Annotated in this window: 23 protein-coding genes; 6 read left to right on the forward strand and 17 right to left on the reverse strand. The window is 46.9% G+C overall.

The features are described from left to right. Window positions 1-89: 89 nt before the first annotated feature. The 3 genes from truB (at window position 90) to VIM88_RS01645 (ending at window position 3,477) form a co-directional block, all read left to right on the forward strand. Window positions 90-920: a tRNA pseudouridine(55) synthase TruB gene (gene truB / locus VIM88_RS01635; protein ID WP_331861137.1), complete on the forward strand. Its 831-nt coding sequence runs from the start codon at window positions 90-92 to the stop codon at window positions 918-920. A gap of 137 nt (window positions 921-1,057) precedes the next feature. Further along, the gene (locus tag VIM88_RS01640; RefSeq protein WP_331861138.1) at window positions 1,058-1,453 is read left to right on the forward strand and encodes a DUF2391 family protein; all 396 of its coding nucleotides are present in this window, start codon (window positions 1,058-1,060) and stop codon (window positions 1,451-1,453) included. 26 nt (window positions 1,454-1,479) lie between these two features. Then, on the forward strand, window positions 1,480-3,477 hold the full coding sequence (locus VIM88_RS01645; protein WP_331861139.1) for a hypothetical protein: 1,998 nt from the start codon (window positions 1,480-1,482) through the stop codon (window positions 3,475-3,477). Window positions 3,478-3,513: 36 nt separating this feature from the next. Here VIM88_RS01645 and VIM88_RS01650 read toward each other — a convergent pair whose 3' ends face one another. Genes VIM88_RS01650 through VIM88_RS01660 form a run of 3 tightly spaced genes read right to left on the reverse strand, consistent with a single transcriptional unit; the run spans window position 3,514 to window position 9,161 of the window. After that, window positions 3,514-4,932, reverse strand: a complete 1,419-nt coding sequence (locus tag VIM88_RS01650; protein ID WP_331861140.1) for a TolC family protein — start codon at window positions 4,930-4,932, stop codon at window positions 3,514-3,516. Beyond that, the gene (locus VIM88_RS01655; protein WP_331861141.1) at window positions 4,929-8,039 is read right to left on the reverse strand and encodes a multidrug efflux RND transporter permease subunit; all 3,111 of its coding nucleotides are present in this window, start codon (window positions 8,037-8,039) and stop codon (window positions 4,929-4,931) included. The genes VIM88_RS01650 and VIM88_RS01655 overlap by 4 nt, the downstream gene beginning before the upstream one ends. Further along, on the reverse strand, window positions 8,040-9,161 hold the full coding sequence (locus VIM88_RS01660; protein WP_331861142.1) for an efflux RND transporter periplasmic adaptor subunit: 1,122 nt from the start codon (window positions 9,159-9,161) through the stop codon (window positions 8,040-8,042). A 157-nt stretch (window positions 9,162-9,318) separates the two neighbouring features. Here VIM88_RS01660 and VIM88_RS01665 point away from each other — a divergent pair, with 157 nt between their 5' ends. After that, complete coding sequence (locus VIM88_RS01665) at window positions 9,319-9,810, forward strand: MarR family winged helix-turn-helix transcriptional regulator (protein ID WP_331861143.1); 492 nt, start codon at window positions 9,319-9,321, stop codon at window positions 9,808-9,810. Window positions 9,811-9,826: 16 nt separating this feature from the next. On the opposite strand, the gene VIM88_RS01670 is transcribed toward VIM88_RS01665, so the two are convergent. Together VIM88_RS01670 and VIM88_RS01675 are read right to left on the reverse strand one after the other, a co-directional pair. Beyond that, a complete protein-coding gene (locus tag VIM88_RS01670; protein ID WP_331861144.1) occupies window positions 9,827-10,687 on the reverse strand; it encodes a uroporphyrinogen-III synthase in 861 nt (286 codons plus the stop codon). Between the two features lie 193 nt (window positions 10,688-10,880). Beyond that, window positions 10,881-11,465, reverse strand: a complete 585-nt coding sequence (locus VIM88_RS01675) for a cytochrome b/b6 domain-containing protein (RefSeq protein ID WP_331861145.1) — start codon at window positions 11,463-11,465, stop codon at window positions 10,881-10,883. A gap of 190 nt (window positions 11,466-11,655) precedes the next feature. Here VIM88_RS01675 and VIM88_RS01680 point away from each other — a divergent pair, with 190 nt between their 5' ends. Beyond that, window positions 11,656-12,561, forward strand: a complete 906-nt coding sequence (locus VIM88_RS01680; protein ID WP_331861146.1) for a 4-(cytidine 5'-diphospho)-2-C-methyl-D-erythritol kinase — start codon at window positions 11,656-11,658, stop codon at window positions 12,559-12,561. A gap of 41 nt (window positions 12,562-12,602) precedes the next feature. Here VIM88_RS01680 and VIM88_RS01685 read toward each other — a convergent pair whose 3' ends face one another. Next, on the reverse strand, window positions 12,603-12,827 hold the full coding sequence (locus tag VIM88_RS01685) for a VF530 family protein (RefSeq protein ID WP_331861147.1): 225 nt from the start codon (window positions 12,825-12,827) through the stop codon (window positions 12,603-12,605). Next, complete coding sequence (gene truC, locus VIM88_RS01690) at window positions 12,817-13,578, reverse strand: tRNA pseudouridine(65) synthase TruC (protein WP_331861148.1); 762 nt, start codon at window positions 13,576-13,578, stop codon at window positions 12,817-12,819. The genes VIM88_RS01685 and truC overlap by 11 nt, the downstream gene beginning before the upstream one ends. Before the next feature lie 48 nt (window positions 13,579-13,626). Here truC and smpB point away from each other — a divergent pair, with 48 nt between their 5' ends. Next, on the forward strand, window positions 13,627-14,085 hold the full coding sequence (gene smpB / locus VIM88_RS01695; RefSeq protein ID WP_331861149.1) for an SsrA-binding protein SmpB: 459 nt from the start codon (window positions 13,627-13,629) through the stop codon (window positions 14,083-14,085). Between the two features lie 20 nt (window positions 14,086-14,105). Here smpB and VIM88_RS01700 read toward each other — a convergent pair whose 3' ends face one another. From VIM88_RS01700 to waaA, 10 genes are all read right to left on the reverse strand, one after another. Further along, on the reverse strand, window positions 14,106-14,669 hold the full coding sequence (locus VIM88_RS01700; protein WP_331861150.1) for a hypothetical protein: 564 nt from the start codon (window positions 14,667-14,669) through the stop codon (window positions 14,106-14,108). Between the two features lie 205 nt (window positions 14,670-14,874). After that, the gene (rplS, locus tag VIM88_RS01705) at window positions 14,875-15,234 is read right to left on the reverse strand and encodes a 50S ribosomal protein L19 (RefSeq protein ID WP_331861151.1); all 360 of its coding nucleotides are present in this window, start codon (window positions 15,232-15,234) and stop codon (window positions 14,875-14,877) included. Then, on the reverse strand, window positions 15,224-15,919 hold the full coding sequence (trmD, locus tag VIM88_RS01710; protein WP_331861152.1) for a tRNA (guanosine(37)-N1)-methyltransferase TrmD: 696 nt from the start codon (window positions 15,917-15,919) through the stop codon (window positions 15,224-15,226). The genes rplS and trmD overlap by 11 nt, the downstream gene beginning before the upstream one ends. A 4-nt stretch (window positions 15,920-15,923) precedes the next feature. After that, complete coding sequence (gene rimM / locus VIM88_RS01715) at window positions 15,924-16,451, reverse strand: ribosome maturation factor RimM (RefSeq protein ID WP_331861153.1); 528 nt, start codon at window positions 16,449-16,451, stop codon at window positions 15,924-15,926. 6 nt (window positions 16,452-16,457) lie between these two features. Further along, window positions 16,458-16,700, reverse strand: a complete 243-nt coding sequence (locus VIM88_RS01720; protein ID WP_331861154.1) for a KH domain-containing protein — start codon at window positions 16,698-16,700, stop codon at window positions 16,458-16,460. A gap of 5 nt (window positions 16,701-16,705) precedes the next feature. Next, window positions 16,706-16,936 (reverse strand): 30S ribosomal protein S16, encoded by a 231-nt coding sequence (gene rpsP / locus VIM88_RS01725; RefSeq protein WP_331861155.1) that lies wholly within the window; start codon window positions 16,934-16,936, stop codon window positions 16,706-16,708. A gap of 186 nt (window positions 16,937-17,122) precedes the next feature. Beyond that, window positions 17,123-18,481: a signal recognition particle protein gene (ffh, locus tag VIM88_RS01730; RefSeq protein WP_331861156.1), complete on the reverse strand. Its 1,359-nt coding sequence runs from the start codon at window positions 18,479-18,481 to the stop codon at window positions 17,123-17,125. Window positions 18,482-18,625: 144 nt separating this feature from the next. Further along, window positions 18,626-19,363: an RluA family pseudouridine synthase gene (locus tag VIM88_RS01735; RefSeq protein ID WP_331861157.1), complete on the reverse strand. Its 738-nt coding sequence runs from the start codon at window positions 19,361-19,363 to the stop codon at window positions 18,626-18,628. Then, a complete protein-coding gene (locus VIM88_RS01740; RefSeq protein WP_331861158.1) occupies window positions 19,364-19,657 on the reverse strand; it encodes a DUF167 domain-containing protein in 294 nt (97 codons plus the stop codon). It lies immediately after the preceding gene. Beyond that, complete coding sequence (gene waaA, locus VIM88_RS01745; RefSeq protein ID WP_331861159.1) at window positions 19,647-20,816, reverse strand: lipid IV(A) 3-deoxy-D-manno-octulosonic acid transferase; 1,170 nt, start codon at window positions 20,814-20,816, stop codon at window positions 19,647-19,649. The genes VIM88_RS01740 and waaA overlap by 11 nt, the downstream gene beginning before the upstream one ends. Window positions 20,817-20,826: the final 10 nt, after the last annotated feature.

The raw sequence follows: 20,826 nt of genomic DNA on the forward strand, positions 1-20,826 counted from the left end.
AATCGCTTCGCTTGCAAGGGCGTTCGGAATGACATTTTTTTGATCAAAAGAGATACACTTAACATGGCAGATTGTACTGGGAAGTTGGCATGAATCGTCTGTTTGTGGTGAATAAACCTATATTTCGTACTTCTAACGGATATATGGGGTATGTGAAGCGTAAGTACGGGACGAAAAAGGTAGGGTTTTCGGGGACACTGGACCCTTTTGCCACGGGCTGCCTGATCGTCGCTACAGGACAATACACCAAACTCTTCCAGTACCTTAAAAAAACGCCCAAAAGCTATCAGGCTACCCTGTGGCTGGGTGCGAACTCTCCGAGCCTTGATATCGAGAAGATAGACCGTATAGAAGAGGTACCGGCCTTCACTCAGGCACAGATAGAAGAAGTGCTGCACTCCCTGAAAGGCGAACTCACCTATTATCCTCCCAAATTCTGTGCCAAAAAGATCAATGGCAAGCGTGCCTATGAACTTGCGCGTGAGGGGCAAGAGGTGGAGCTTAAGACGATCACCTCCACGATCTACGATATCAGACTGCTCAACTATAACCATCCTTTTGTACACTTCGAGGCTACCGTAAGCGAAGGGACCTATATACGCAGCCTGGGAGCGCTCATTGCGGACAAACTGGGTGTGGACGGTACCCTTTCCAGCCTGCATCGCGTCCACGAAGGGGACTTCCATTATGAGGAGGAGAAAGCCCTTGATCCCTTTGCCCGCTTGGCCATTCCTGCAAATCGCTATACCGGCGAAGAGGCGTCTATGGAACTGGGGAAAAAACTCTCGGTCAACGATTTTAACATACAAAAGGATGGCGTTTATCTGATAGAGACCTCACACTTTTTTTCTATCATAGAGATCAAAGGGAAAGAGGTCATCTACCGGCTTAACCGTATCCCGAAGTTCGAGGAAAACTGATCTTTCTTTCCAAAGTATCGTTTGCTGAACGGTTGGGCATACAGGCCTAAGATCGTTCAACTTCCACACTATGAAAATGCATCATTATTTATAAAACGAATTTAGATATAATCATTCAGCTTGGTAAGGATAAAAATATGAATTTAAATATCAACCTAGAAGATATCTCGCAGATCATCATCGGTGCGTTCGCCTTGGCAGTGCCCATATCGTTTTCAGAAGAAGCATGGAGACTGGGCGAGACCCTGCCGCTCTCCAATCTCTTTCTGGTCATGCTGTTGTCTGTCTCTTTTTTAGCACTTTTTGCCTACCAGAGTGTCTTTCAGGGGAATATACTGCATAGACACTTCGTCTTTGTCTTTCGTATCATCATCGCCTATCTGATCACCCTTTGTGTGGTGTCACTGGTACTTTTGTCGTTAGACAAGTTTCCCCTGCTGGCCGATCCTATCGTTGCTATAAAACGGCTGATCGTCGTTGCCATGCCCGCCTCCATGGGTGCGATCGTGGTTGACAGTTTCGATAAAGAATAAGCCCAAAAGAGCGTGAGGAGTTTTCTTTGAAAGAAAAATTTGAAAAACTGCTGCAGACCCTTGATAATGATGAGATAGATATCATCGATAAACTGAGCCATATTATCAATTTTATAAGACCGGCTGATCCAAACGAGCTTGACTCCACACGGGAGGCCATGCAACATGTCATAGCGTTTTTTCAAAAAAAAGACCAGGTTGCCGCCACTATTTCCGATGAGATCAACCTTTTGCTGATCGGATCAAAAATATCTACCAATATCTCCAGTCTGGGTATTCTGTCACGCGATGGCTTTCGCCATGAACTACATGAACGCTTTTATAATAAATTTCTCCCGAAACCTCCGAAAAAAGGGGATTTTGGATATATCTTTACGACGCTCTTTCATAAAAAAGAGGACCATCTGTGGGTGAACAGGCTGGAAGATGAAGAGTGGATCGCATTTTTCGCTTCAATTCTGTCGAGTGAAAGCTATCAGGAAGAGACAAAAGACCATCTCTTTTCCGAACTCTTGTATGCTGCCGAGATCATATCGATCTGGATAGCTTCCGAAGAGTTCAATGACAACTTCATCCGACTGGACCGATCACTTTTAAATAAAGATTCGGCTTTTATCGCACTGGAGCGGGACATCAATGACTTTATCCATAAGATCCAGGCGGCATCGATAGACCTTGCTTCCACGGATCTTGATCTCCGGCATATCCAGGTACTGATCGAGCAGTGCAGAGAACAGGTCAATCTCTTAAAGAAAAAATCTATCAACAAGGGGATCTCCGTAGATTTTACCTATGAACTCGAGCGTCTTGGACAGATGATCCAGAGGATCGAAGAGATCTTGAACCTGATCAAAAAGTTTGACACACCTGAATCCTACCTTGTCTTTATGAAACTCTTTAAAGAATCGGTGAAAAAAAATGCAACCAGGAACTCACTCCTTGAAGTCTATCAGCAAAGCATCCGGGTGGTCGCAAAAAGTGTGACCAACAACACCAGCGAGCATGGCGAACACTATATCACGCAAAATATGCAGCAGTATATCAAGATGCTTTCAAGTGCAGGCGGTGCCGGTATTATCATCGCTCTGATGGCACTGATCAAGATCAATATCATGCAGGCGGGATATTCAGAAGGTACGGAGACGCTCTTTGCAAGTTTGAACTATGGACTGGGATTCGTGCTGATCCATCTTCTGGGCTTCACCATTGCCACAAAGCAGCCTGCCATGACCGCCTCCACCTTTGCAAAAGCGATCGAAAAAGAGGAGAGGAACCGGGCGAACCAGAAAAAACTGGTAGCGCTCATCATCCAGGTGAACCGTTCGCAATTTGCGGCGGTTTTCGGAAATGTCGCACTTGCATTACTGGTAGCATTTGGCATCGCGTATATTGTGATCGGCCGCGGGGACAGCATCCTCTCTCCGGAAGAGACACAGTACTATCTGCAGGGACTTCAGCCCTATCCGGCTTTAATATTCGCGGCGATCGCGGGGATCTGGCTGTTCTGTTCAGGGCTGATCGCAGGGTATTTTGACAACCGCGCAAATCTTTTGGAACTGAAAGAGAGGTATTTCTATCATCCTTTACTGAAAAAGTTCCTCAAAGACGAAAAAAGAGAAACACTTGCCTGCTTTCTGCATGAGCATCACGGGGCCATGGCCGGGAACTTCTTTTTTGGTATCCTTTTGGGGATCACCCCCTACCTGGGCTCTCTGCTTGATCTGCCGCTTGATATCAGGCATGTCGCTTTCTCTACGGCATATTTGGGCTACAGCAGCATGCATATCGATATTTCAATGGGTGAATTCTTTCTGCTTCTGCTTTTCGTACTTCTGATCGGCCTGGTCAATCTCTCGGTGAGTTTTATCCTTGCGCTCAAAGTGTCTCTTTTATCAAGAGATTCCTACTTCGGGAACTTCTTTTCATTTGTCAGACTCTTGGCCAAAGAGGTACGAAGTCGGCCGCTTGACCTGTTCTTCCCTCCCAAAACAGTCACGGAAGAAAAAAAGGACAACGCAGACTGACGGTTACCTTTTCGATCAAAAGGTATGCTCCGTTAGCTACTTGGCGGAAGCTGCGGTTTTCTTGTTTTGCTGTTCAGCCTTGAATCCTCCGCCCAGGCTCATATAGAGCATGACGGCAGATTTCAGGGTTTCGAATTTGATGTTCTCTGTCGAGAGGGCGACCTCGAACTCTTCTTTTCTTACTTCCAGGAACTCCAAGTGGGTGGCGAACCCCTCTTTGTACTGTTGCTCAATGATCTCTTTTTTCTGGCTGATCGCACGGTGCCTCTTCTCCTGGGAGCGCAGCCTCTTTTTGTTTGACGCGTAGGCATGCAGCGTGTCTTTGACTTCCCCAAAGGCTTTTCTCAGCGTATCTTTATACTCCTGCAGTGCGATCTTCTGATCGATCTTGGTTATTTCGATGTTCGCCTGTATCTTGCCGAAGTCCAGGATCGGTGCCATAAGGTTGGCACCGACGGAATAGATATCATTGCTGGAGGTGAAGAGACGGTTCAGGTCCGCGCTTACATACCCTGCGGACCCGCTCAGGGAGATCGAAGGGAAAAATGCACTTCTCGCAACGGATACCTGGAAAGCGCTTGCTTTTACTTTGGCCTCCGCCGCCTGGATATCGGCCCTTCTTTGGAGTATATCCGAAGGGAGGTTGGACGGTACGGGCAGCGTATAGGCGCTGTATCGGGCATTTTTTATCTCAGTGGTACTCTGATACACCTCTCCTGGCTCTGCACCAAGAAGAATGGAGACCGCCGTTTTGTAAGCGCTTAAGAGATCTTTCTGCTTCATCATCTGGTCATAGAACATCTCGACCAGGGATTCTTCCTGCAGCAGGTCGCTTTTGCGGATCAACCCGACCTTGTACTGGTTCTCCATATAGGTATAGAAAGCTTTTTCGTTACGGTACTGCTCTTGGCTTATCTGATAGATCCTGGTGTTGGTCTTGAGCCCGTAATAGGCGATGATGCTGTCAGCGATGACACGCTGTTTGATACTCTCTTGGAGATAGTACTCTCTCATCATCTCTTCAAAGGCGGCCATTTTTGTATTTCTCAGTCTCCCCCAGAGGTCCACTTCATACGCAGCCATTGCGCCCACATCGAACTGATCATACGTGAAGCCCCGGTCAAAGGGGACGTTATAACTTTGTGTGGTTGCGGCAGCGCCATAGGCATCTATTCTGGGGAGCTGCTCACTCTTTTTGATATTCAAGAATTCTCTAAAACGCATGGTTTTGAGGGCTGCGATCTTCAGATCACTGTTCTTGTTCAATGCTTCCTGCACGAAAAGATCCAGCTCTTTGTCCTGGAAATTTTCCCACCACTTGTCGTTCAGCAATCGTTTTTCATTCTCATTGATACCGCTGTTCTTTGGAAGCGCAGTATTTGGAAGGTTCGGATCCTGTGTAAGCGAACAGCCGCTTATCATCAAGAGGCTCAAGGCCAAAGTGACATGTTTCATTCGTTTTCCTCCTTCTTTTTGGAACTAAGTTTTGAGATCAGCACATAAAAGAGCGGGATGAACACTATCGCGATAAAGGTCGCCGAAAGCATACCTCCGATGACCCCTGTACCGATGGAGTGTCTGCTGGCTGCACCTGCGCCGCTGCTGATCGCAAGCGGGACCACCCCCAGCGTAAAGGCCAGAGAGGTCATTATGATGGGTCTGAACCTTATTTTGGCCGCTTCGATCGCGGCATCGTAAGTGCTCAGCCCCTCCTCTTTTTTCTGCATGGCGAACTCTACGATCAAGATGGCATTCTTTGCTGCAAGTCCGGCAAGCAGCAGAAGGCCTATCTGAAAATAGATGTCGTTCTCAAGCCCTCTCAGAAGTGTAGCGATCACTGCACCGAACAGCGCGAACGGCACGGCAAGGATGACCGAAAGAGGCATCGCCCACTTCCCGTATTGCGCAGCCAGTATCAGATAGAGCAGTACCATACCGAAACCAAAGGCCAGGGTACTGCTGCTCGCGATCTGCTTTTCCTGGTATGCTGTACCGATCCAGCCAAGCGAATAGCCTTCCGGAAGTACTTCTGCCGCTACCTCTTCAATGGCCTTGATCGCGTCACCGGAGCTGTACCCCGGTGCAGGCTGTCCCGAGATCTTTGCCGAAGGGAAGAGGTTGAACCGCTCCGCAAGGTCAGAGCCTGTCACCTTCGTGAATTCCACCAGAGAGCCTACGGGGATCAGCATCCCTTCGCTGTTTCTCACAAAGACCTTTTCCAGGTCCTGCGGATCCTTTCTGAATTCGCCGCTTGCAGCGATATTGACCTTGTAGGTACGCCCGTGAAGGTTGAAATCGTTGATATAGTAATTCCCGAAGGTCGCATTCAGTGTCTCATAGATATCCGATACGCGGACGCCTTTTGCTTTTGCTTCTTCCGTTTTTACCAGTACCCTGTACTGCGGTACATTGGCATTGAGCGTTGTTCTTACCCCTACCAGGTCTTCACGCTGATTTGCCTTTTGAATGATCTGCTGCACATAGGTGTTGATCTCGTTCACATTGGCACCGGTCCTGCTTTGCAGATACATATCAAATCCGCCCGTCATGCTCAAACCTCTGATAGGCGGAGGCAATACAGAAATAGAAAATCCGTTCGGTATGGCCATCATCTGTTGTGAGAACTGTCCCGACAAAGCCCCGGCATGCTGGCTCGCAAGCGGTCTTTCATCCCATGGTTTGAGTTTGACGATGGTGGCCGCCGCATTCGTTTTTTCAGCAAACGTCATAAAGTCCAGTCCGGTAAAGGATACGACATGATTGACGTTCGGGTCTTTGGCAATGACATCATAGATATCGTCCGTCAATGCTTCGGTCCTGTTCAGGGAGGAGGCCGGAGGATTGTAGCTCAGGACAAATATCGTTCCCTCGTCTTCCTGCGGCACCAGTCCTGTTTTCATCATTTTCAGCATACCTAAAGAGGCATAGATCAATACACCGAACAGAAGGAGGCTGATCACACTGTATCGGATCGTTGCCTTAACGGTTCTTGTATATCCGCTCGTAACCTTGTCGAAGAAGGTGTTGAACAGCTTGAAGAACCCCTTGGGTTCGTGGTGCACCGGTTTGAGGATCCTTGCGCAGAGCGACGGGGTCAGTGTAAGCGCCACAAAACCTGAGATCGCAACAGATATCGCGATCGTGACGGCAAACTGCTTATACATCTCTCCCGTCAATCCTCCCAGGAATGCGACCGGGATAAATACCGCCGAGAGTACCAGCACGATCGCTATCAGTGCGCTGGAAACCTCTTTCATCGCTGTGAATGTGGCTTCACGGGGGCTCAACCCTTCGCTCATATGCCTTTCGACGTTTTCGATCACAATGATGGCATCATCGACAACGATACCGATCGCAAGCACCAGACCGAAAAGCGTCAAAAGGTTGATACTGAAACCAAGCAGGTGCATCCCCGCAAAGGCCCCTATGATCGATACGGGAACCGCCAGAATAGGGATGAGCGTGGCTCTCCAGTTCTGCAAAAAGAGGAAGATCACGGCGATGACCAATATAAGCGCTTCAATGAACGTATATACCACCTCTTTGATGGAGATCTCGACAAAGCCTGTAGCATCGTAAGGGATCTCGTAAGAAACACCCTCAGGAAACTTTTCGGCGGCTGCAGCGAGCACTTTTTTTGCCTCTTTTGCCGTCTCTAGCGCATTGGCGCCTGATTGCAAGAAGAGCGCTACCGGTATCGCAGGGACCTTGTCGAGCTTTGATACAAGGCTGTAGTTCTGCGCGCCCAGTTCTACGGTAGCTACCTCTTTCAGTTTCAGTGAGGCACCGTCCTTCTGGGAGCGCAGTATGATATCATCAAACTCTCTGGGATCGCTCATACGCTCCTGGGCCAGAATGGTATAGGTGAACATCTGCTTTTCATCCAGGGGCTCGGCACCGAACTGGCCTGCCGCATACTGTGCATTCTGTTCCTTGATGGCATCGATGACATCTTTGGGCGTCAGATCGTACAAAGCGAGTTTTTCGGGGTCTATCCATACACGTATCGCGTAATCTTTTGCTCCGAAGATGACCACATCACCAACTCCCTTCACCCTTTTCAGGTCATCGGTGATATTGATCAGCGCATAATTTGACAGGAATGTAGTGTCCTTGCTCTTGTCAGGCGAATAAAAAACGGAAACGAGCAGCATGCTCGGAGATCTTTCATAGACTCTGATCCCCTGTCTTTGTACCGCTTCTGGAAGACGCGAGAGTGCAACCTGTACCCTGTTGTTGACATCGATCTTGGCATCGTCGGGGTCTGTTCCCACTTCGAAAAACGCATTGATGCTTACCCTTCCGCTGTCTTCGGCACTTGAACTCATATAGATCATGTTCTTGGCACCGTTGATCTGCTCTTCAAGAGGCGCGGCCACTGTTTTTGAAAGTGTCTCCGCACTTGCACCGGGATAGGATGCCGATACTACGATCTGAGGAGGTACGACTCTGGGATACTGCTCTATCGGCAAGGTCACCATAGAGGCAACCCCTGCAAGAACGATCACGATAGATACTACTGCCGAGAAAACCGGGTTTTTTATAAAAAATGCACTGAACATTTATTTCCCCATCTCAACCACTTTGGCATCCGGACGTACTTTCGGGATATTGTTGATGATGATCTTCTCTCCCTCTTTGAGCCCGCTTTTGACCACGATGCCCTCTTTGATAAGTATATCCGTTTTGATGGGTCTCATTTTGGCCGTACCGTCCTCAACGACATATACCATCGCACCGCCCGGAGTTTGCAGGATGGCTTCTTCCGGGATCACTGCTGTGTTAGGCGAGATCAGCCCCTTGATGCTGACCTTGACAAAATCCCCTGCTATAAAGCGGTCATCTTTATTCTCTATTTTGGCTCTCATCAGAAGCGTGTTGGTATGAAGATCGATCTCCGGTGAGATGAAGTCGATCGTTCCGTTCTGTTCAGACTCCCTGTTCCGGCTGTCAAGCAGTTTGATCACGGTTTCAGGTTTTTTGATCTGTGGCAGATAGCGCCCGACATCACTTTTCGGGATCGAAAATTCTACATGCAGCGGATCGGTATTGGTGATCGTCGTTAGGAACGCACTCTCTGCCCCCGCTTCGATATAGTCACCGATATCCTGCTGTTTGATCCCCGCGATACCATCGATGGGTGCTTTGATCATCGTATAGTCAAATTCGATCTGCGCCTGTTTCAGATTTGCTTTGGCGTTGGAGAACTCCGCCTTGGCATTCGTGTACTCATACAAAAAGGTATCGATCTCTCTTTGACTGATGGAGTGTGTCTTTTTAAGCACTTTGGCTCTTGACCAGTCTTTTTCTGCTCTTTGAAGTGTGGACTGTGCCTTTTCCAGTACTGCCTGTGCTGTTTCGAGTTTTGCTTTGTAGACATCCTGTTCAATGGTATAAAGAGGGTCACCCTTTTTAACCAAGGCACCTTCGGTAAAATGTTTTTTTTCCAAAATACCTGAAACCCTCGCCACGATATCCACTTTTTCGTAGGCATGGATGATGGCCGGATAGGTTTTTTCTATCGTAGCATCTTTATAATGCACTTCATGAACGGCCACAGGCAGTGGAGGCATGTTCTGTCCCTGCTGACCGTTCCCTTTTTTGCTGTCACTGCATCCACTCATTGCCAGAACTATCGTGCTCAAAAATACCGCATTCAGGCACCCTTTTGTGATCCGTTTCATTTTCTCTCCTGCATCTCTGAATTATATCTTTCCGGAAAGATACCATTGTTTAGCTTAAATTATCTTTCCAGGAAGATTGTTTTTAAGACTATTATACTATAATTCCTCTATACAAGAATGATTTAAAGACATATAGGGCACCCAAATGAAACAGGATATGTTAGCTTTTATAGAGGAGAAACACAGGTTTCTGGAAAACAATTTCTCCGAAGATTATAAACAGTTCAAAACCGTAGTGGATATCGGACTGCCCCTGATGCTGGTCAACAAACTTTTCAGCGAAAGAAAAGAGAAGATATTTTCTACAAAATACCAAATATCCTCATCGGAATTTGATGTCCTGATGGCACTGCTGTGTCATGATGAACCGATGACGCCTACCCTTTTATATGAGAACATGATATTCTCTTCCGGGGGCATGACAAAACTGCTTAAAAAACTGGAAGAGAAACATCTTATTCAAAGGATACCGTCAGAAAAAGACAAGAGAAGCCTGCTTGTGGCATTGAGCCAGGAAGGAAAAAAACTTGCCACTGATGCGCTTGATGATGTCATGAAGATCAACATGGAAGTGTTATCCAAACTTCAGAAAAGCGAACAGACCACACTTGAAAATCTTTTGAAAAAATTATTGACGGAACTTTCTTGACGTTCCTGCTTTTTGCTTACAGGCTCAACGCTTTATAGACACAGCTCTCCAAAGAGGTGTTCTCCGCGATTAGCGGCTGAATGAAATCGGGAAAATATTTTGCCGTGGTTCTCCCGATACTGATGGCCTTAAAACTCTCATCCCATTCCACATTTTTGAAAAAACATTCGATCGTCGAGGGGGAGGAGAATATGACCACAGAACCTTTGGGCAGACTGATCTTCTTTTCATGCGCTTTGCACACCGTACGGTACACCGGTATATGGTCACACTCAATACCGTTCTCTTTAAGTATCTTCATAAAATTGGAAACCGTGTCCTGCGCACCGATGTAGGCCGTTCTTTTTCCTTTCAAATGTGTCAGAAGCTCTTGCGCGAACTCATCCCCGTGCTTTTCTTTTCCGACAAAAGCTACTTTTCCGCCGAGGTTTTTGATCATTTTGGCCGTTTGGGCTGAAATCGCATAGGCGGGTATCTTTTTCCACTCCGGGTTTAAACGGTCGATATATTTTACGCCGTTTTTGGAAGAAAAGACCACTGCGTCATAGGAGCCGAGATCCACCTTCCCCTCTATCATCTCTGTTTCTATCATCGGCAGGCTTTTGGTGTGTTTGACCTCTTTGTCGCTCAGCACGTAGATATGTTTGCGATGGTTTTTGATATCGGAAAAAATATTTTTGATCCTCTGCTTTAGACGTGAAAAAATAGTGTATTCCGGTGCAATGATGACATTGGACCTTCCATCTGTAAAGAAAGCGACTTTGTTTTTCGAGAGCTCATACGTCAGCTTGATCAACTCGCTGCGGATCACCTCTTTGGGATAGCTGTGATCGGCCATGAACCTGTTTTGATGACTGTCATATTCATAATATAGCAAATTCAATTTTTTGGATGTGTTTGCCATGTCTTTGCGTAAACCTGCCCTGAACATTGTATGGTGCCCTTCCTTCTGCTATACAGCCAAATATTTTTCAATTCTTGTCAAGATTATAGTCTGATATGGTTAATGGCTATTAAACTGTTTCGTTCCGATCGAAAAGTGAAAGACAGCATGCCCTTAACCCATGCTATTATGACCTTTCACCGCCATGCACCATCTCTGATATGATGCCCTTCTCCTCTCTGCTTTCTGCGATCACCACACCGATAATATGCAGCGGCACAAAGACAAGTACGGCGTTATAGACCAGTTCGTGGACCTCTTTGAGCGTATGTGTGGCCTCTTTCGTAAGACCCAGCGCTTCATTAAAATGGAGTGTCAGACCGCTCAGAGCCATAAAAGCAAGGACACCATAGAGAACGATGTACCCCAGTTTCACGATCTTTTTATACAGCGTCTCTTCTTTGAAGTTCCGGTAGTTGTGTTTACCGCTCTCCGTAAAAAAGAGCAGGATCCTCCAAAGCAGCAACCCCGCCAGTGCGTATCCGAGGAGAATATGCCACTCCCACATAGGCGCACGGATGGTTGTGGCAAGTGTTTTTGCCTGTTCCGTCGTGACCGCCAGATCCATTTCAGTGAGTTTTTGGCTGAGCAGTTCGCTGTTCGTTCTCCAGCTCAAAAAAGTTTTTCTTAAAAATACTGTCCCCAGCAATCCCAAAACCACGGCCGCATGCACCCAGTGCCAAACCCTGAAATCCAAACGCCACTTTTTCATCACTCACTCCTCATGATGGGTCAGTATCTTCCGATACCTCTTTGTAATAGCCAATTATAGTATAATTTTATTGATTATGGGGTTTTGATCTCCTCCCTCTGCTTGATGCTCCTCTCCCCAACCATCAAACGACTCTCCTTAGACTTTTATTGTATAATAAACCTCAAATTTTCATGAGAAAGGGTGAGTGATGGGCGGCTTTGAAGGCGGTGATGAAGGCGGATACTGGGATATCGGAACGCTTCCCAAATGGATGGGTCAGGGAGATAAAGACCGCTCCAGCAGCACAAACAGAGGAAAACCGCCTATAGAAAAAAGCGAAGCAGGCTACCGTATCAGGGCCCATGCAAAAGTAAACATCTTTTTAAAGATTACCGGACACAAAGAGGGATACCACACGCTGCTTTCCCGTTTTATGCAGGTGGAAGACCTCTATGACACCATCGCGTTCGTACCTTGTGAGTGTGAAACGTTCACGATAGAGGGGTGTGAGGGCATACCTCTTGAGTCCAATACCATATACAAAGCCTACAAGGCACTCAATGACCATACCGGGGATCTTGACATCCTGAACTTCTTTTACCAGCATAAGGTGGTCGTCACCAAACGTATCCCTTCCCAGGCAGGATTGGGAGGCGGAAGTTCCGATGCAGCCGCCTTCATGCTTCTGGTCAAAGAGGTATGCAACCTTCTCATCAGTACCAAAGAGCTCGCCAAACTGGGAAGCACGATCGGTGCGGACCTTCCTTTTTTCATCTACAACTACCCCTCGGCCAATGTCAGCGGATTCGGCGAGATCGTCGAGCCTTTTGAAGAGGAGCCGCTCTCTTTAGAACTCTACACCCCGGAGATAGGGTGCGATACCGCACTGGTCTACAAGACATTCAGGGAACATCTGCTGAGCGGCATAGACCCGGACTCATTTACCGGCTGGGACAGACTCGATTCAAGGACGTTACTGGAGCGCATAGCCGATCCCCTGATGCTGAACGACCTCTACCGTGCTGCGCTTATCGCCTATCCTGAGCTCAAAGATCTGGCCAAAGAGGGATGGTTCTTTTCAGGAAGCGGCAGTACGTTCTTTCGCCTGCGCTAAGATACGGTCATACCTTATGGTGAAATAGCGTCCGTTTTGGATTATCTTTGCTTTAAGCGAAGATAGAGCGCTTCCACCTTGCTTCTTGCCCAAGGGGTTTTTCTTAAAAACTTCAAACAGGAATTGATACTCGGATCATGTTTAAAACACCGGATATTCACCAGTTGTCCCAAAAGCTCCCAGCCGTAATGCTCCTGCAACGCTTCAAGTATCTGCTTCAGTGTAATGCCGTGCAAGGGATTGTTTTTGTGTTCATCATTGTTCATGTGACATCATACCATCAATATCCCACTGAAATGTTTTAAAGAGCCTTTGAAAGGTAACATCCAGCGGTGCATGGATCACCACCTCACTTTGAGTCAGAGGATGGTTGAACGTCATGCTGTCCGCATGCAGCAGCAGCCTGTGGGACGAAAATTTTTCGCGGAACAATGTGTTATGCTCACCCCTTCCGTGCTTGGTATCCCCTACGATGGGATGAAAGATATGTTTCATATGGCGCCTGAGCTGATGTTTTCGTCCTGTTTTGGGATAGAGCTTGACCAAAGAGTAGCGTGCCACCGGGTAACGGCTGACAGGATAAGGCAACTCCACGGTCGCCAAACGGCGGAACATCGTTCGCGCCTCCTGCACTTCTTTGGTGATCCCCTGCTCTTTTTCTGCTTTGGTATCCAGCATTTGTTTCAGCGGATGGTCTATCAGGGAAGTATCCTCTGTAAATCCGCGCACAATGGCTATATACTCTTTATGAACCAGAGCGTTGCGAAACAGAAGGGACATCATCTGGGCCATTTCCGCATTCAATGCAAACAGCAATACCCCGGAGGTCGGCTTGTCCAAGCGGTGGACAGGATAGACATGCTGCCCGATCTGATCGCGTACCATTTGCAAGGCAAACGCTGTCTCATGTCTGTCTATGGGAGATTTGTGTACCAGCAGACCTGATGGTTTATTGACAGCGACCAGATCTTCGTCTTGATAGAGTATTTCCAAAGGGGTTGTACCTGTATTATCCATAGAGAATTATATGATATAATTCTGGAAAATAGAGCGTAAAGGACCGATTTGGCTATCAATATCATAGCACAAAACAAAAAAGCCAGACACGATTATGAGATACTTGAAAAGTTTGAAGCCGGAATCGTGCTTTCGGGTGCCGAAGTCAAAGCACTCCGTGCCAAACGTGCCAACCTTGCCGATGCTTTTTGCCGATTCATCCAGGGGGAACTGCACCTTATGAACGCACATATCGCCCACCTTGAAACGGCAAGCAAATATTTCACACCCGATACGCGTGCGCCAAGAAAACTGCTCTTGCACAAAAAAGAGCTGCAAAAGCTCTATGTGAAGGTACATAAGGACGGTCTTACGATCGTGCCGCTGATGATCTACTTCAATGAGCGGAATATTGCCAAGGTGAGCATCGCACTGGCAAAAGGTAAAAAACTGCATGACAAACGTGCGGACCTGAAAGCGAAGACCCTCAACCGTGAAGCCCAGCAGGCCATGAAGAACAGAGAGTAGCGCCATACGCTTGCTGCTTTCTAGTTTTTGAGACGCTCTTTGACACGCCTATAGAGATATTTTATTTTCTCTATAAAAGGGCTCCTGCCTGCAAGGTAGGTTTCTTTCCATCTTCTGATGTCCATTTTGGCCTGTACGACATACGCTACCGTCTTCTTGTACATCTCACAGCTGTGTAACCAGTCAATGGCCCGCATGACCCCTTCATATCCCCATTTGAACCATCCGAACTGCATCAGCTTGTCTTCTGTCACTCTAAAAAGCCAAAAGGTAAACGCAGCGACAGGTATTTTAGCCATGTACAGTATCACTCCCAGCAGAACCTGCCCGCTGACAAACACGACCCCTGCATAGATACCAAATGCCTCTACGATGACAAACAGTACCACAAAGATGATCAAAATGAACGAGGGGGAGACATGCGCCAGCTTTGATTCCAGCCTCTGAAGGAGTTTCAGTGCATGAATGGTCTCGTAAACAGGCTTCGCGACCCTCTCCCAGATCAACTCTTCAAAGAGTATATAGGTGATGACAAGGAAGAACTGTAAAAATAGCATAAACCTGTTTTTTATGGTTTCGTACATGATGGAACATCCCTGAATAAGTTTGAAGACATTATAGCAGTTTCATGGGAAATAGCATGTTTTGTATAAGAAGACCTGTATCTCTTTTTGATCTACTGTCGTTTGGGTTAAATGAATTGTATGGTGCAGAAGTTTGTTGATAGGAAGTGACCGAACGGAGCAAACCCCATTCAGCCGGAATTGCGGTGAAGCAGAAAGAAAGAGATTACTTTCTTCTAAGCTCTTTAATTCTTGCCGCTTTACCTTTAAGCTCTCTAAGATAGAACAATTTAGCTCTTCTAACTCTACCGCGTCTAAGTACTTCGATACTTTCGATAGAATCAGAGTAGATCGGGAAAATTCTTTCCACACCGATACTGTTAGCACCGATCTTTCTTACGTTAAATGTTCTACCAGTTCCCTGTCCTCTTATTGCGATACAAAGACCCTCAAAGTTCTGAACTCTTGTTTTTTCGCCCTCTTTAATGTTCACAGCGACTCTTACTGTGTCACCTGCTCTGAATTCTGGAATGTTTCTGTTCTCTACCTGCGCTTGCTCGAAGCTTTCAATGTATTTATTTCTCATGTGTTATACCTTTTTTGTATAAGTCTGGCCTAAAATACTTTGTTTTACACAAAGCAAGCCCTCTTTTTAAGTCCGTGATTTTACTATGATTCCCCTTTAGGAATTCTGAAACCACCAGATTGTTCTCATAATTTATAGGTTTGGTAAAGGAGGGGGCTTCCAACAGTGAAGATTCAAAACTCTCTACACTGAGAGAATCGCTATTTCCCAGGACACCCTCCACATTACGGCTGACCGCATCACAGACCACCATACTTGCCAGTTCTCCTCCTGTCAGGATGAAGTCCCCTATGGAAAAAAGTTCATCGGCCTCTGCTTCGATCACCCGTTCATCTATCCCTTCATACCGTCCGCTGACAAGCACCACATGGGATTTTTTAGCCAAACGTCTCGCATCATTTTGCGTAAAGGGTTTGGCCACAGGGGAAACAAACACCACATGCGCCTCCGGAGAGGTCTCTCTCACTTTGCGAAGCGTATCCATCAGGGGCTGCGGCGTCATCAGCATCCCTGCCCCTCCGCCTATCATCGGTGCATCCACACGGTTGTGCTTATCGGTGGTGAAATCACGCGGATTGTAAAAATCGATAGAGATCTTCCCCTCTTCAATGGCACGTTTTAAAATACTTTCGGAAAAGTACCCTTTGATAAGATCAGGGAAAAGTGTCACGAAAGAGAAACGCATCGTATCAACTCGCTTCTAAAATGTCTTTGGCATCTTTGGTATGGACGATCTTGGCTTCTGTATCTACTTCAAGGATGTAGCGCTCTATATAGGGAATCAGAAAGTGATTGGGCAAACCGGTGTTTACCAAACCCTCCTCCGTTCTGATAGAAAGGTAGTCCGTATCTGCCATACGTTGTATATCCTCTACCCGGCCGAGAACCTCATCACCCTGTTTGACCTCACACCCGATCATATCGAACCAGAAGTACTGACCTTCATCCAATACACAACTCTCTTTTGTCTGTGCTTCATCGGCGTAGAGTTTTGCATTGGTCAGTTTTTTGGCGGAATCCACACTTTCATAGCCTGTGAAACGGATCGTGCCGCGTGTCAAATTGACATCTGCGACCGTAAGGTTCCCGCGGTCGCTTTTATAGGTCTGGCCTACTTTGAACTGTTCTGGAAAATCGGTATGAAGATGAAATTTGAGATCGCCCCAAAGTCCAACTGTCCGCCCTATTTGAGCGATAAAAAAAGTGTCATTGGACATAGAATGTTACTCGGAAGCTTTTACGTTGACGCGGTAATTCGTACCGCCTTTTGCTTTACAGCCGGAGATGACTGTTTTGATAGAATTGATCATCCTTCCCTCTTTGCCGATCAGCTTACCTATATCTTCACTGTTCGCAAAGATGGTGATCTCATCAAAGCCCTCATCGATCCTGGAGATCTCTATCGAGATATCCTCAGGATTGTTTACCAAAAGCTTGGTATAGGAGAGCAGGAAGTCTTTGACCATCAGGACTAGTTTTTGCCTGCTAGTCTTTTTACTGTCGGGCTCATCTGTGCACCGACACTTAGCCAGTAGTTCAATCTCTCTTGATCAAGTGTAAGCTCTTTGTTCTCACTTACCGGATTGTAGTGACCGATCGCTTCGATCCAACCACCATCTCTTCTTTTTCTGCTGTCTGTTACTACGATTCTGTAAAATGGTTTCTTTTTTCTACCCATTCTTGTCATTCTGATCATTGTCATGTTATTTCCTTTGTTGTTTCATTTGTTTTTTTAAAGCTTAGCCTGAGGAAAGCTATGCTTGTGCATCACAAGTACTGACAACTGTTTTTAATGACTAAAACACTCATCAACACTTGATAAATTCTTTTGGAACGCGATTTTACCATAAAAATTATAAAGATTTTATTAAGAAGGTCTTATAACGGCCTAGCGAGGAATATTTGGCATCCCTCCGCCGCCCTGCATTTGTGCCATCATCTCCTGCATCTGTTTCATGCCGCCCTTCGTGGACATCTTTTTGGCCATCTTTGCAGCATTCTTAAACTGCTTCAGGACACGGTTCACATGCATCGGGTCCAGCCCCGCCCCTGCTGCCAAACGGCGTTTTCGCGTGTTGTTCAGCAGATCAGGGTTCTCTCTCTCTTTGGGTGTCATCGAAGAGACAAGTGCCTTGATCTGCTTGATCTCCTGAGAGTTTTCCAGGTCCATATCCCCCAGCTGTTTTGCCATATTGCCCATACCGGGGATCATTCCCATGATGGACTTCATGCTTCCGAGCTTTTTCATCTGCTCCATCTGTGCCAGAAAGTCATTGAAGTTGAACTCACCTTTTTTGATCTTCTGTGTGAACCTCTTTGCTTCTTTCGGGTCTATCGTTGCAGCTGCTTTCTCTGCCAGTGACTCGACATCCCCCGCACCCATCAGACGGCTTACGATCCTGTCTGAAATGAACTGCTCAAGGTCAGGCATCTTTTCACCCGCACCGATGAAGCGAAGCGGTACACCGACCTGCTGTGTCAGACCAAGTGCCACACCCCCTTTGGAGTCCCCGTCAAACTTCGAAAGTACCACGCCGGTGATGCCGATCTTCTCTTTAAAGGTCTGTGCCGTTCTGACCGCATCCTGACCGGTCATCGCGTCCGCCACATAGAAAAGTTCATCCGGCTCTGCTGCCTTCTTCACTTCTGCCAGTTCATCCATCAGCGCATCGTCTATGGCCAGACGTCCCGCCGTATCTATCAGTACCACATCGTAGAGCTCTTTTTCCGCCTTGGCAAGTCCCCGTTTGACGATCTCTACCGGTGTGGCATTTTCATCCGCTACCAGTTCTACCTCTATCTGTGAAGTGATCTGCTTCAATTGCTCTACCGCTGCGAGTCTCTGCAGGTCGGCTGCGATCACCAGTACCTTTTTCTTTTTCTGTTCTTTAAGGAAATAGGCCAGCTTCCCCGTCGTGGTCGTTTTACCGGACCCCTGCAGACCTATCATCAGTACTACCGTGGGCGGTTTGGATGCAAAGGTGAACCCCTTGGGCGCACCCTCTATGGTCAGTATATCTGTCAGATTGTGCTGAAGTGCTTTAAGAAAGTTGTCTTTCCCTACCCCATTCTTCTTTGTTTCGATCTCGACATTGCTGATAAGCTCTTTGACCACCTTATGGTGAACATCTGCTTTTAAAAGTGACTTTTTAAGTTCGGCAGTTGCTTTTTTGAGTGCTTTTTCATCATCATGAAAACGGATCTTGCCTATGGCGTTTCTAAAACTGTCGGTTAACGTATCGAACATGTATTACCCTTGGATCACTTAGGATGCGTTGGGGCGAGACCCAAAAGCGTATCCTCACTGCTGAAGCGGATACATTCACTGCATATTTCCTAAGATTTTATTATTTATATTGACGCGATTCTACCCTAGTTGGGCTTAAAATCGTTATTTGTACCTGGCGATGTCTTTCGGCTCCGCTGCAGTAAATTCATACCCCAGCAGCTTCATTTTGGCAGAGTGCAGAAGGATACGTTTTGACTGTGTACGGCTTCCGTACTGTTCATCCCCTACGATAGGATGCCCTATGTGCGCAAGGTGCACACGGATCTGATGCGTCCTTCCCGTCGTGATCTCTATATGGACCTTGGATTTTTTTCCCTGTATCTCTTCAGGTGTGACCACCGTATGTGCTATTTTGCCGCGTACCGGATCGATCATGGAAAATGCTTTTCCTTTTTTCACCGTAAAGATAGGTTCATCGATCTCCACCTTTTCATACACGACACCTTCCACCCATGCCACATAGTGTTTTTCTACCTTTCGGCCTTTAAACTCTTTGATGGCGCGATCTATGAACTCCCTGTTCTTGCCTAACAGCAGTACGCCGGAAGTGTCCCTGTCCAGTCTGTGGAGCAGTTCCGCTCCTGGTATCGAGTCTTGTATCTCATAGCTGTCTACCTGTGCGGGTTTATTGACCGCAATGATATCTTCATCTTCATAGAGTATCTCGATATCCTCAGGGTATTCTATGCGGAATACCGTATCCGTACGTATCTCTGCCCTGGCAATCTTGACCTTTTTGTCTTCCACATAGACCAGTCCTCTGTCTATCAGCTCTTTCGCTTTATTGTTTGAAAGTCCCTTTGCCATTGCAAGGACCTTATATGCTTTATCTGTAGCCATTCATATTTCCTTCGTTTTTGCTATCCACGCTTTAAATGTATCATTCAGTGGGAATACCACTGTTTTGATCTTGCTGTGTTCTCCTGCTTTAAAAAGTATATCACCTTTTGGGACCTTAAAACTTTTTGCAAGGAACTTTACCAGCTCTTTGTTGGCCGCACCCTCGACGGCGGGCGCCTTGATCCGTATCTTGATCGCATCCTCGCCATAGGCTTCGCAGAACTCGCTTTTGCTGGCACTGGGCTGCGCTTTGATACGCAGCGTGACCATCTCATCTTCTATCTTATAAAACACGTTCCAGGCTCTCCAAAATAGGTGTTAGATCACTCTTGCTTTTTATCCTGGTAGGCTTGAGCACACCATATTGCAGCAGTCTCTTTGAAAGGTTGCCTGCTTCTACGATGGCGATCCCCTCGATCGCTTCAAAAATATCTTTTTGGTTAAAGTAGTGTTTGCCTGAAATGATCTTGCAGCCGAACTGTGCGGCTTCCGCTGCATTGTGCCCGCCTATAGGTTCAAAAGCACCTCCGAGTATCACGATATCACTGACGGCATACATATTGACCAGTTCTCCGAGTACATCGATCAGAACGATATCACTGCGAAGCACCGCGTTCTGAGAATAGCGCTGCGCTGTGAACGCATGCTGCAAGGCAAACGTTTCCGCCATCTGTGCCACTTTGTCAAAACGTTCCGGATGGCGCGGTACCAGAAGCAAGACCGCATCTTTCTGTTCTTTTTTGAGTGCCGCAAAGGCTTCGAGGATCACGCCCTCTTCCCCTTCATGCGTACTTGCACCGCATACCACCAAGCCTGAAGGCTTTTCTATTTTCCTGGTCACCGCAGGCAGATAAGACAACTTGATGTTCCCTGTCACTGACACATTCCTTGCTCCCAGAGACTCCAACCGTGCCCTGTCTACCTCTGTCTGCGCATACACTTCATCGATATGCTTGAAGATATGCCGGTAGAACCACCCTATCTTCTGATACTTCGGAAAGGACCTGTCGCTCATACGTGCATTGATCAGCAGGGTCTTCGCACCCCGTTTCTGCGCCAAGGCAAACAGAAGATACCAGAACTCAGCCTCCATCACCACCAATGCCTTCTGCGGTTTCAGCCATCCGAAAAGCCAAGGCTCAAAAGGCAGGTACCGGCTCTGCGATGTATAAGACTCTATCACCTGAAGACCCGTCTGTGTGGTGGTGCTCATACGAAGCTGTGCTTTCGGCAACCGGTCTACCAAAGGTTTTATCGCTTTCGCTTCTCCGAAACTGCAGGAGTGGAACCAGATGCCATCAGGTTTAAAGGGCTTGTTGTGCCATAAAAAAAACCTTGAGGGGAGCGACTCTTTGTATTTGGTTTTGAAAGAGAGTAAAACTAAAAAAGGAAGGGCAAGAATATAGAATAGAAAAGAGAAAAGACTATAGAGAAAAAAGAAAAATTTCTCCATAGTGCATCAC

The organism is Sulfurovum sp., assembly GCF_036568385.1.
Taxonomy (GTDB): Bacteria; Campylobacterota; Campylobacteria; order Campylobacterales; family Sulfurovaceae; genus Sulfurovum.

Coding starts and splice junctions, on each gene's coding strand:
- VIM88_RS01700 (WP_331861150.1), bottom strand. CDS start 14,669: ATGTACGAAACCATAAAAAACAGGTTTATGCTATTTTTACAGTTCTTC.
- rplS (WP_331861151.1), bottom strand. CDS start 15,234: ATGAGAAATAAATACATTGAAAGCTTCGAGCAAGCGCAGGTAGAGAAC.
- rimM (WP_331861153.1), bottom strand. CDS start 16,451: ATGTCCAATGACACTTTTTTTATCGCTCAAATAGGGCGGACAGTTGGA.
- VIM88_RS01735 (WP_331861157.1), bottom strand. CDS start 19,363: ATGGCTACAGATAAAGCATATAAGGTCCTTGCAATGGCAAAGGGACTT.
- VIM88_RS01675 (WP_331861145.1), bottom strand. CDS start 11,465: ATGAAAAAGTGGCGTTTGGATTTCAGGGTTTGGCACTGGGTGCATGCG.
- VIM88_RS01650 (WP_331861140.1), bottom strand. CDS start 4,932: ATGAAACATGTCACTTTGGCCTTGAGCCTCTTGATGATAAGCGGCTGT.
- VIM88_RS01655 (WP_331861141.1), bottom strand. CDS start 8,039: ATGTTCAGTGCATTTTTTATAAAAAACCCGGTTTTCTCGGCAGTAGTA.
- VIM88_RS01685 (WP_331861147.1), bottom strand. CDS start 12,827: ATGAACAATGATGAACACAAAAACAATCCCTTGCACGGCATTACACTG.
- VIM88_RS01640 (WP_331861138.1), top strand. CDS start 1,058: ATGAATTTAAATATCAACCTAGAAGATATCTCGCAGATCATCATCGGT.
- VIM88_RS01665 (WP_331861143.1), top strand. CDS start 9,319: ATGTTAGCTTTTATAGAGGAGAAACACAGGTTTCTGGAAAACAATTTC.
- ffh (WP_331861156.1), bottom strand. CDS start 18,481: ATGTTCGATACGTTAACCGACAGTTTTAGAAACGCCATAGGCAAGATC.
- truC (WP_331861148.1), bottom strand. CDS start 13,578: ATGGATAATACAGGTACAACCCCTTTGGAAATACTCTATCAAGACGAA.
- waaA (WP_331861159.1), bottom strand. CDS start 20,816: ATGGAGAAATTTTTCTTTTTTCTCTATAGTCTTTTCTCTTTTCTATTC.
- VIM88_RS01720 (WP_331861154.1), bottom strand. CDS start 16,700: ATGGTCAAAGACTTCCTGCTCTCCTATACCAAGCTTTTGGTAAACAAT.
- VIM88_RS01680 (WP_331861146.1), top strand. CDS start 11,656: ATGGGCGGCTTTGAAGGCGGTGATGAAGGCGGATACTGGGATATCGGA.
- rpsP (WP_331861155.1), bottom strand. CDS start 16,936: ATGACAATGATCAGAATGACAAGAATGGGTAGAAAAAAGAAACCATTT.
- trmD (WP_331861152.1), bottom strand. CDS start 15,919: ATGCGTTTCTCTTTCGTGACACTTTTCCCTGATCTTATCAAAGGGTAC.
- VIM88_RS01660 (WP_331861142.1), bottom strand. CDS start 9,161: ATGAAACGGATCACAAAAGGGTGCCTGAATGCGGTATTTTTGAGCACG.
- truB (WP_331861137.1), top strand. CDS start 90: ATGAATCGTCTGTTTGTGGTGAATAAACCTATATTTCGTACTTCTAAC.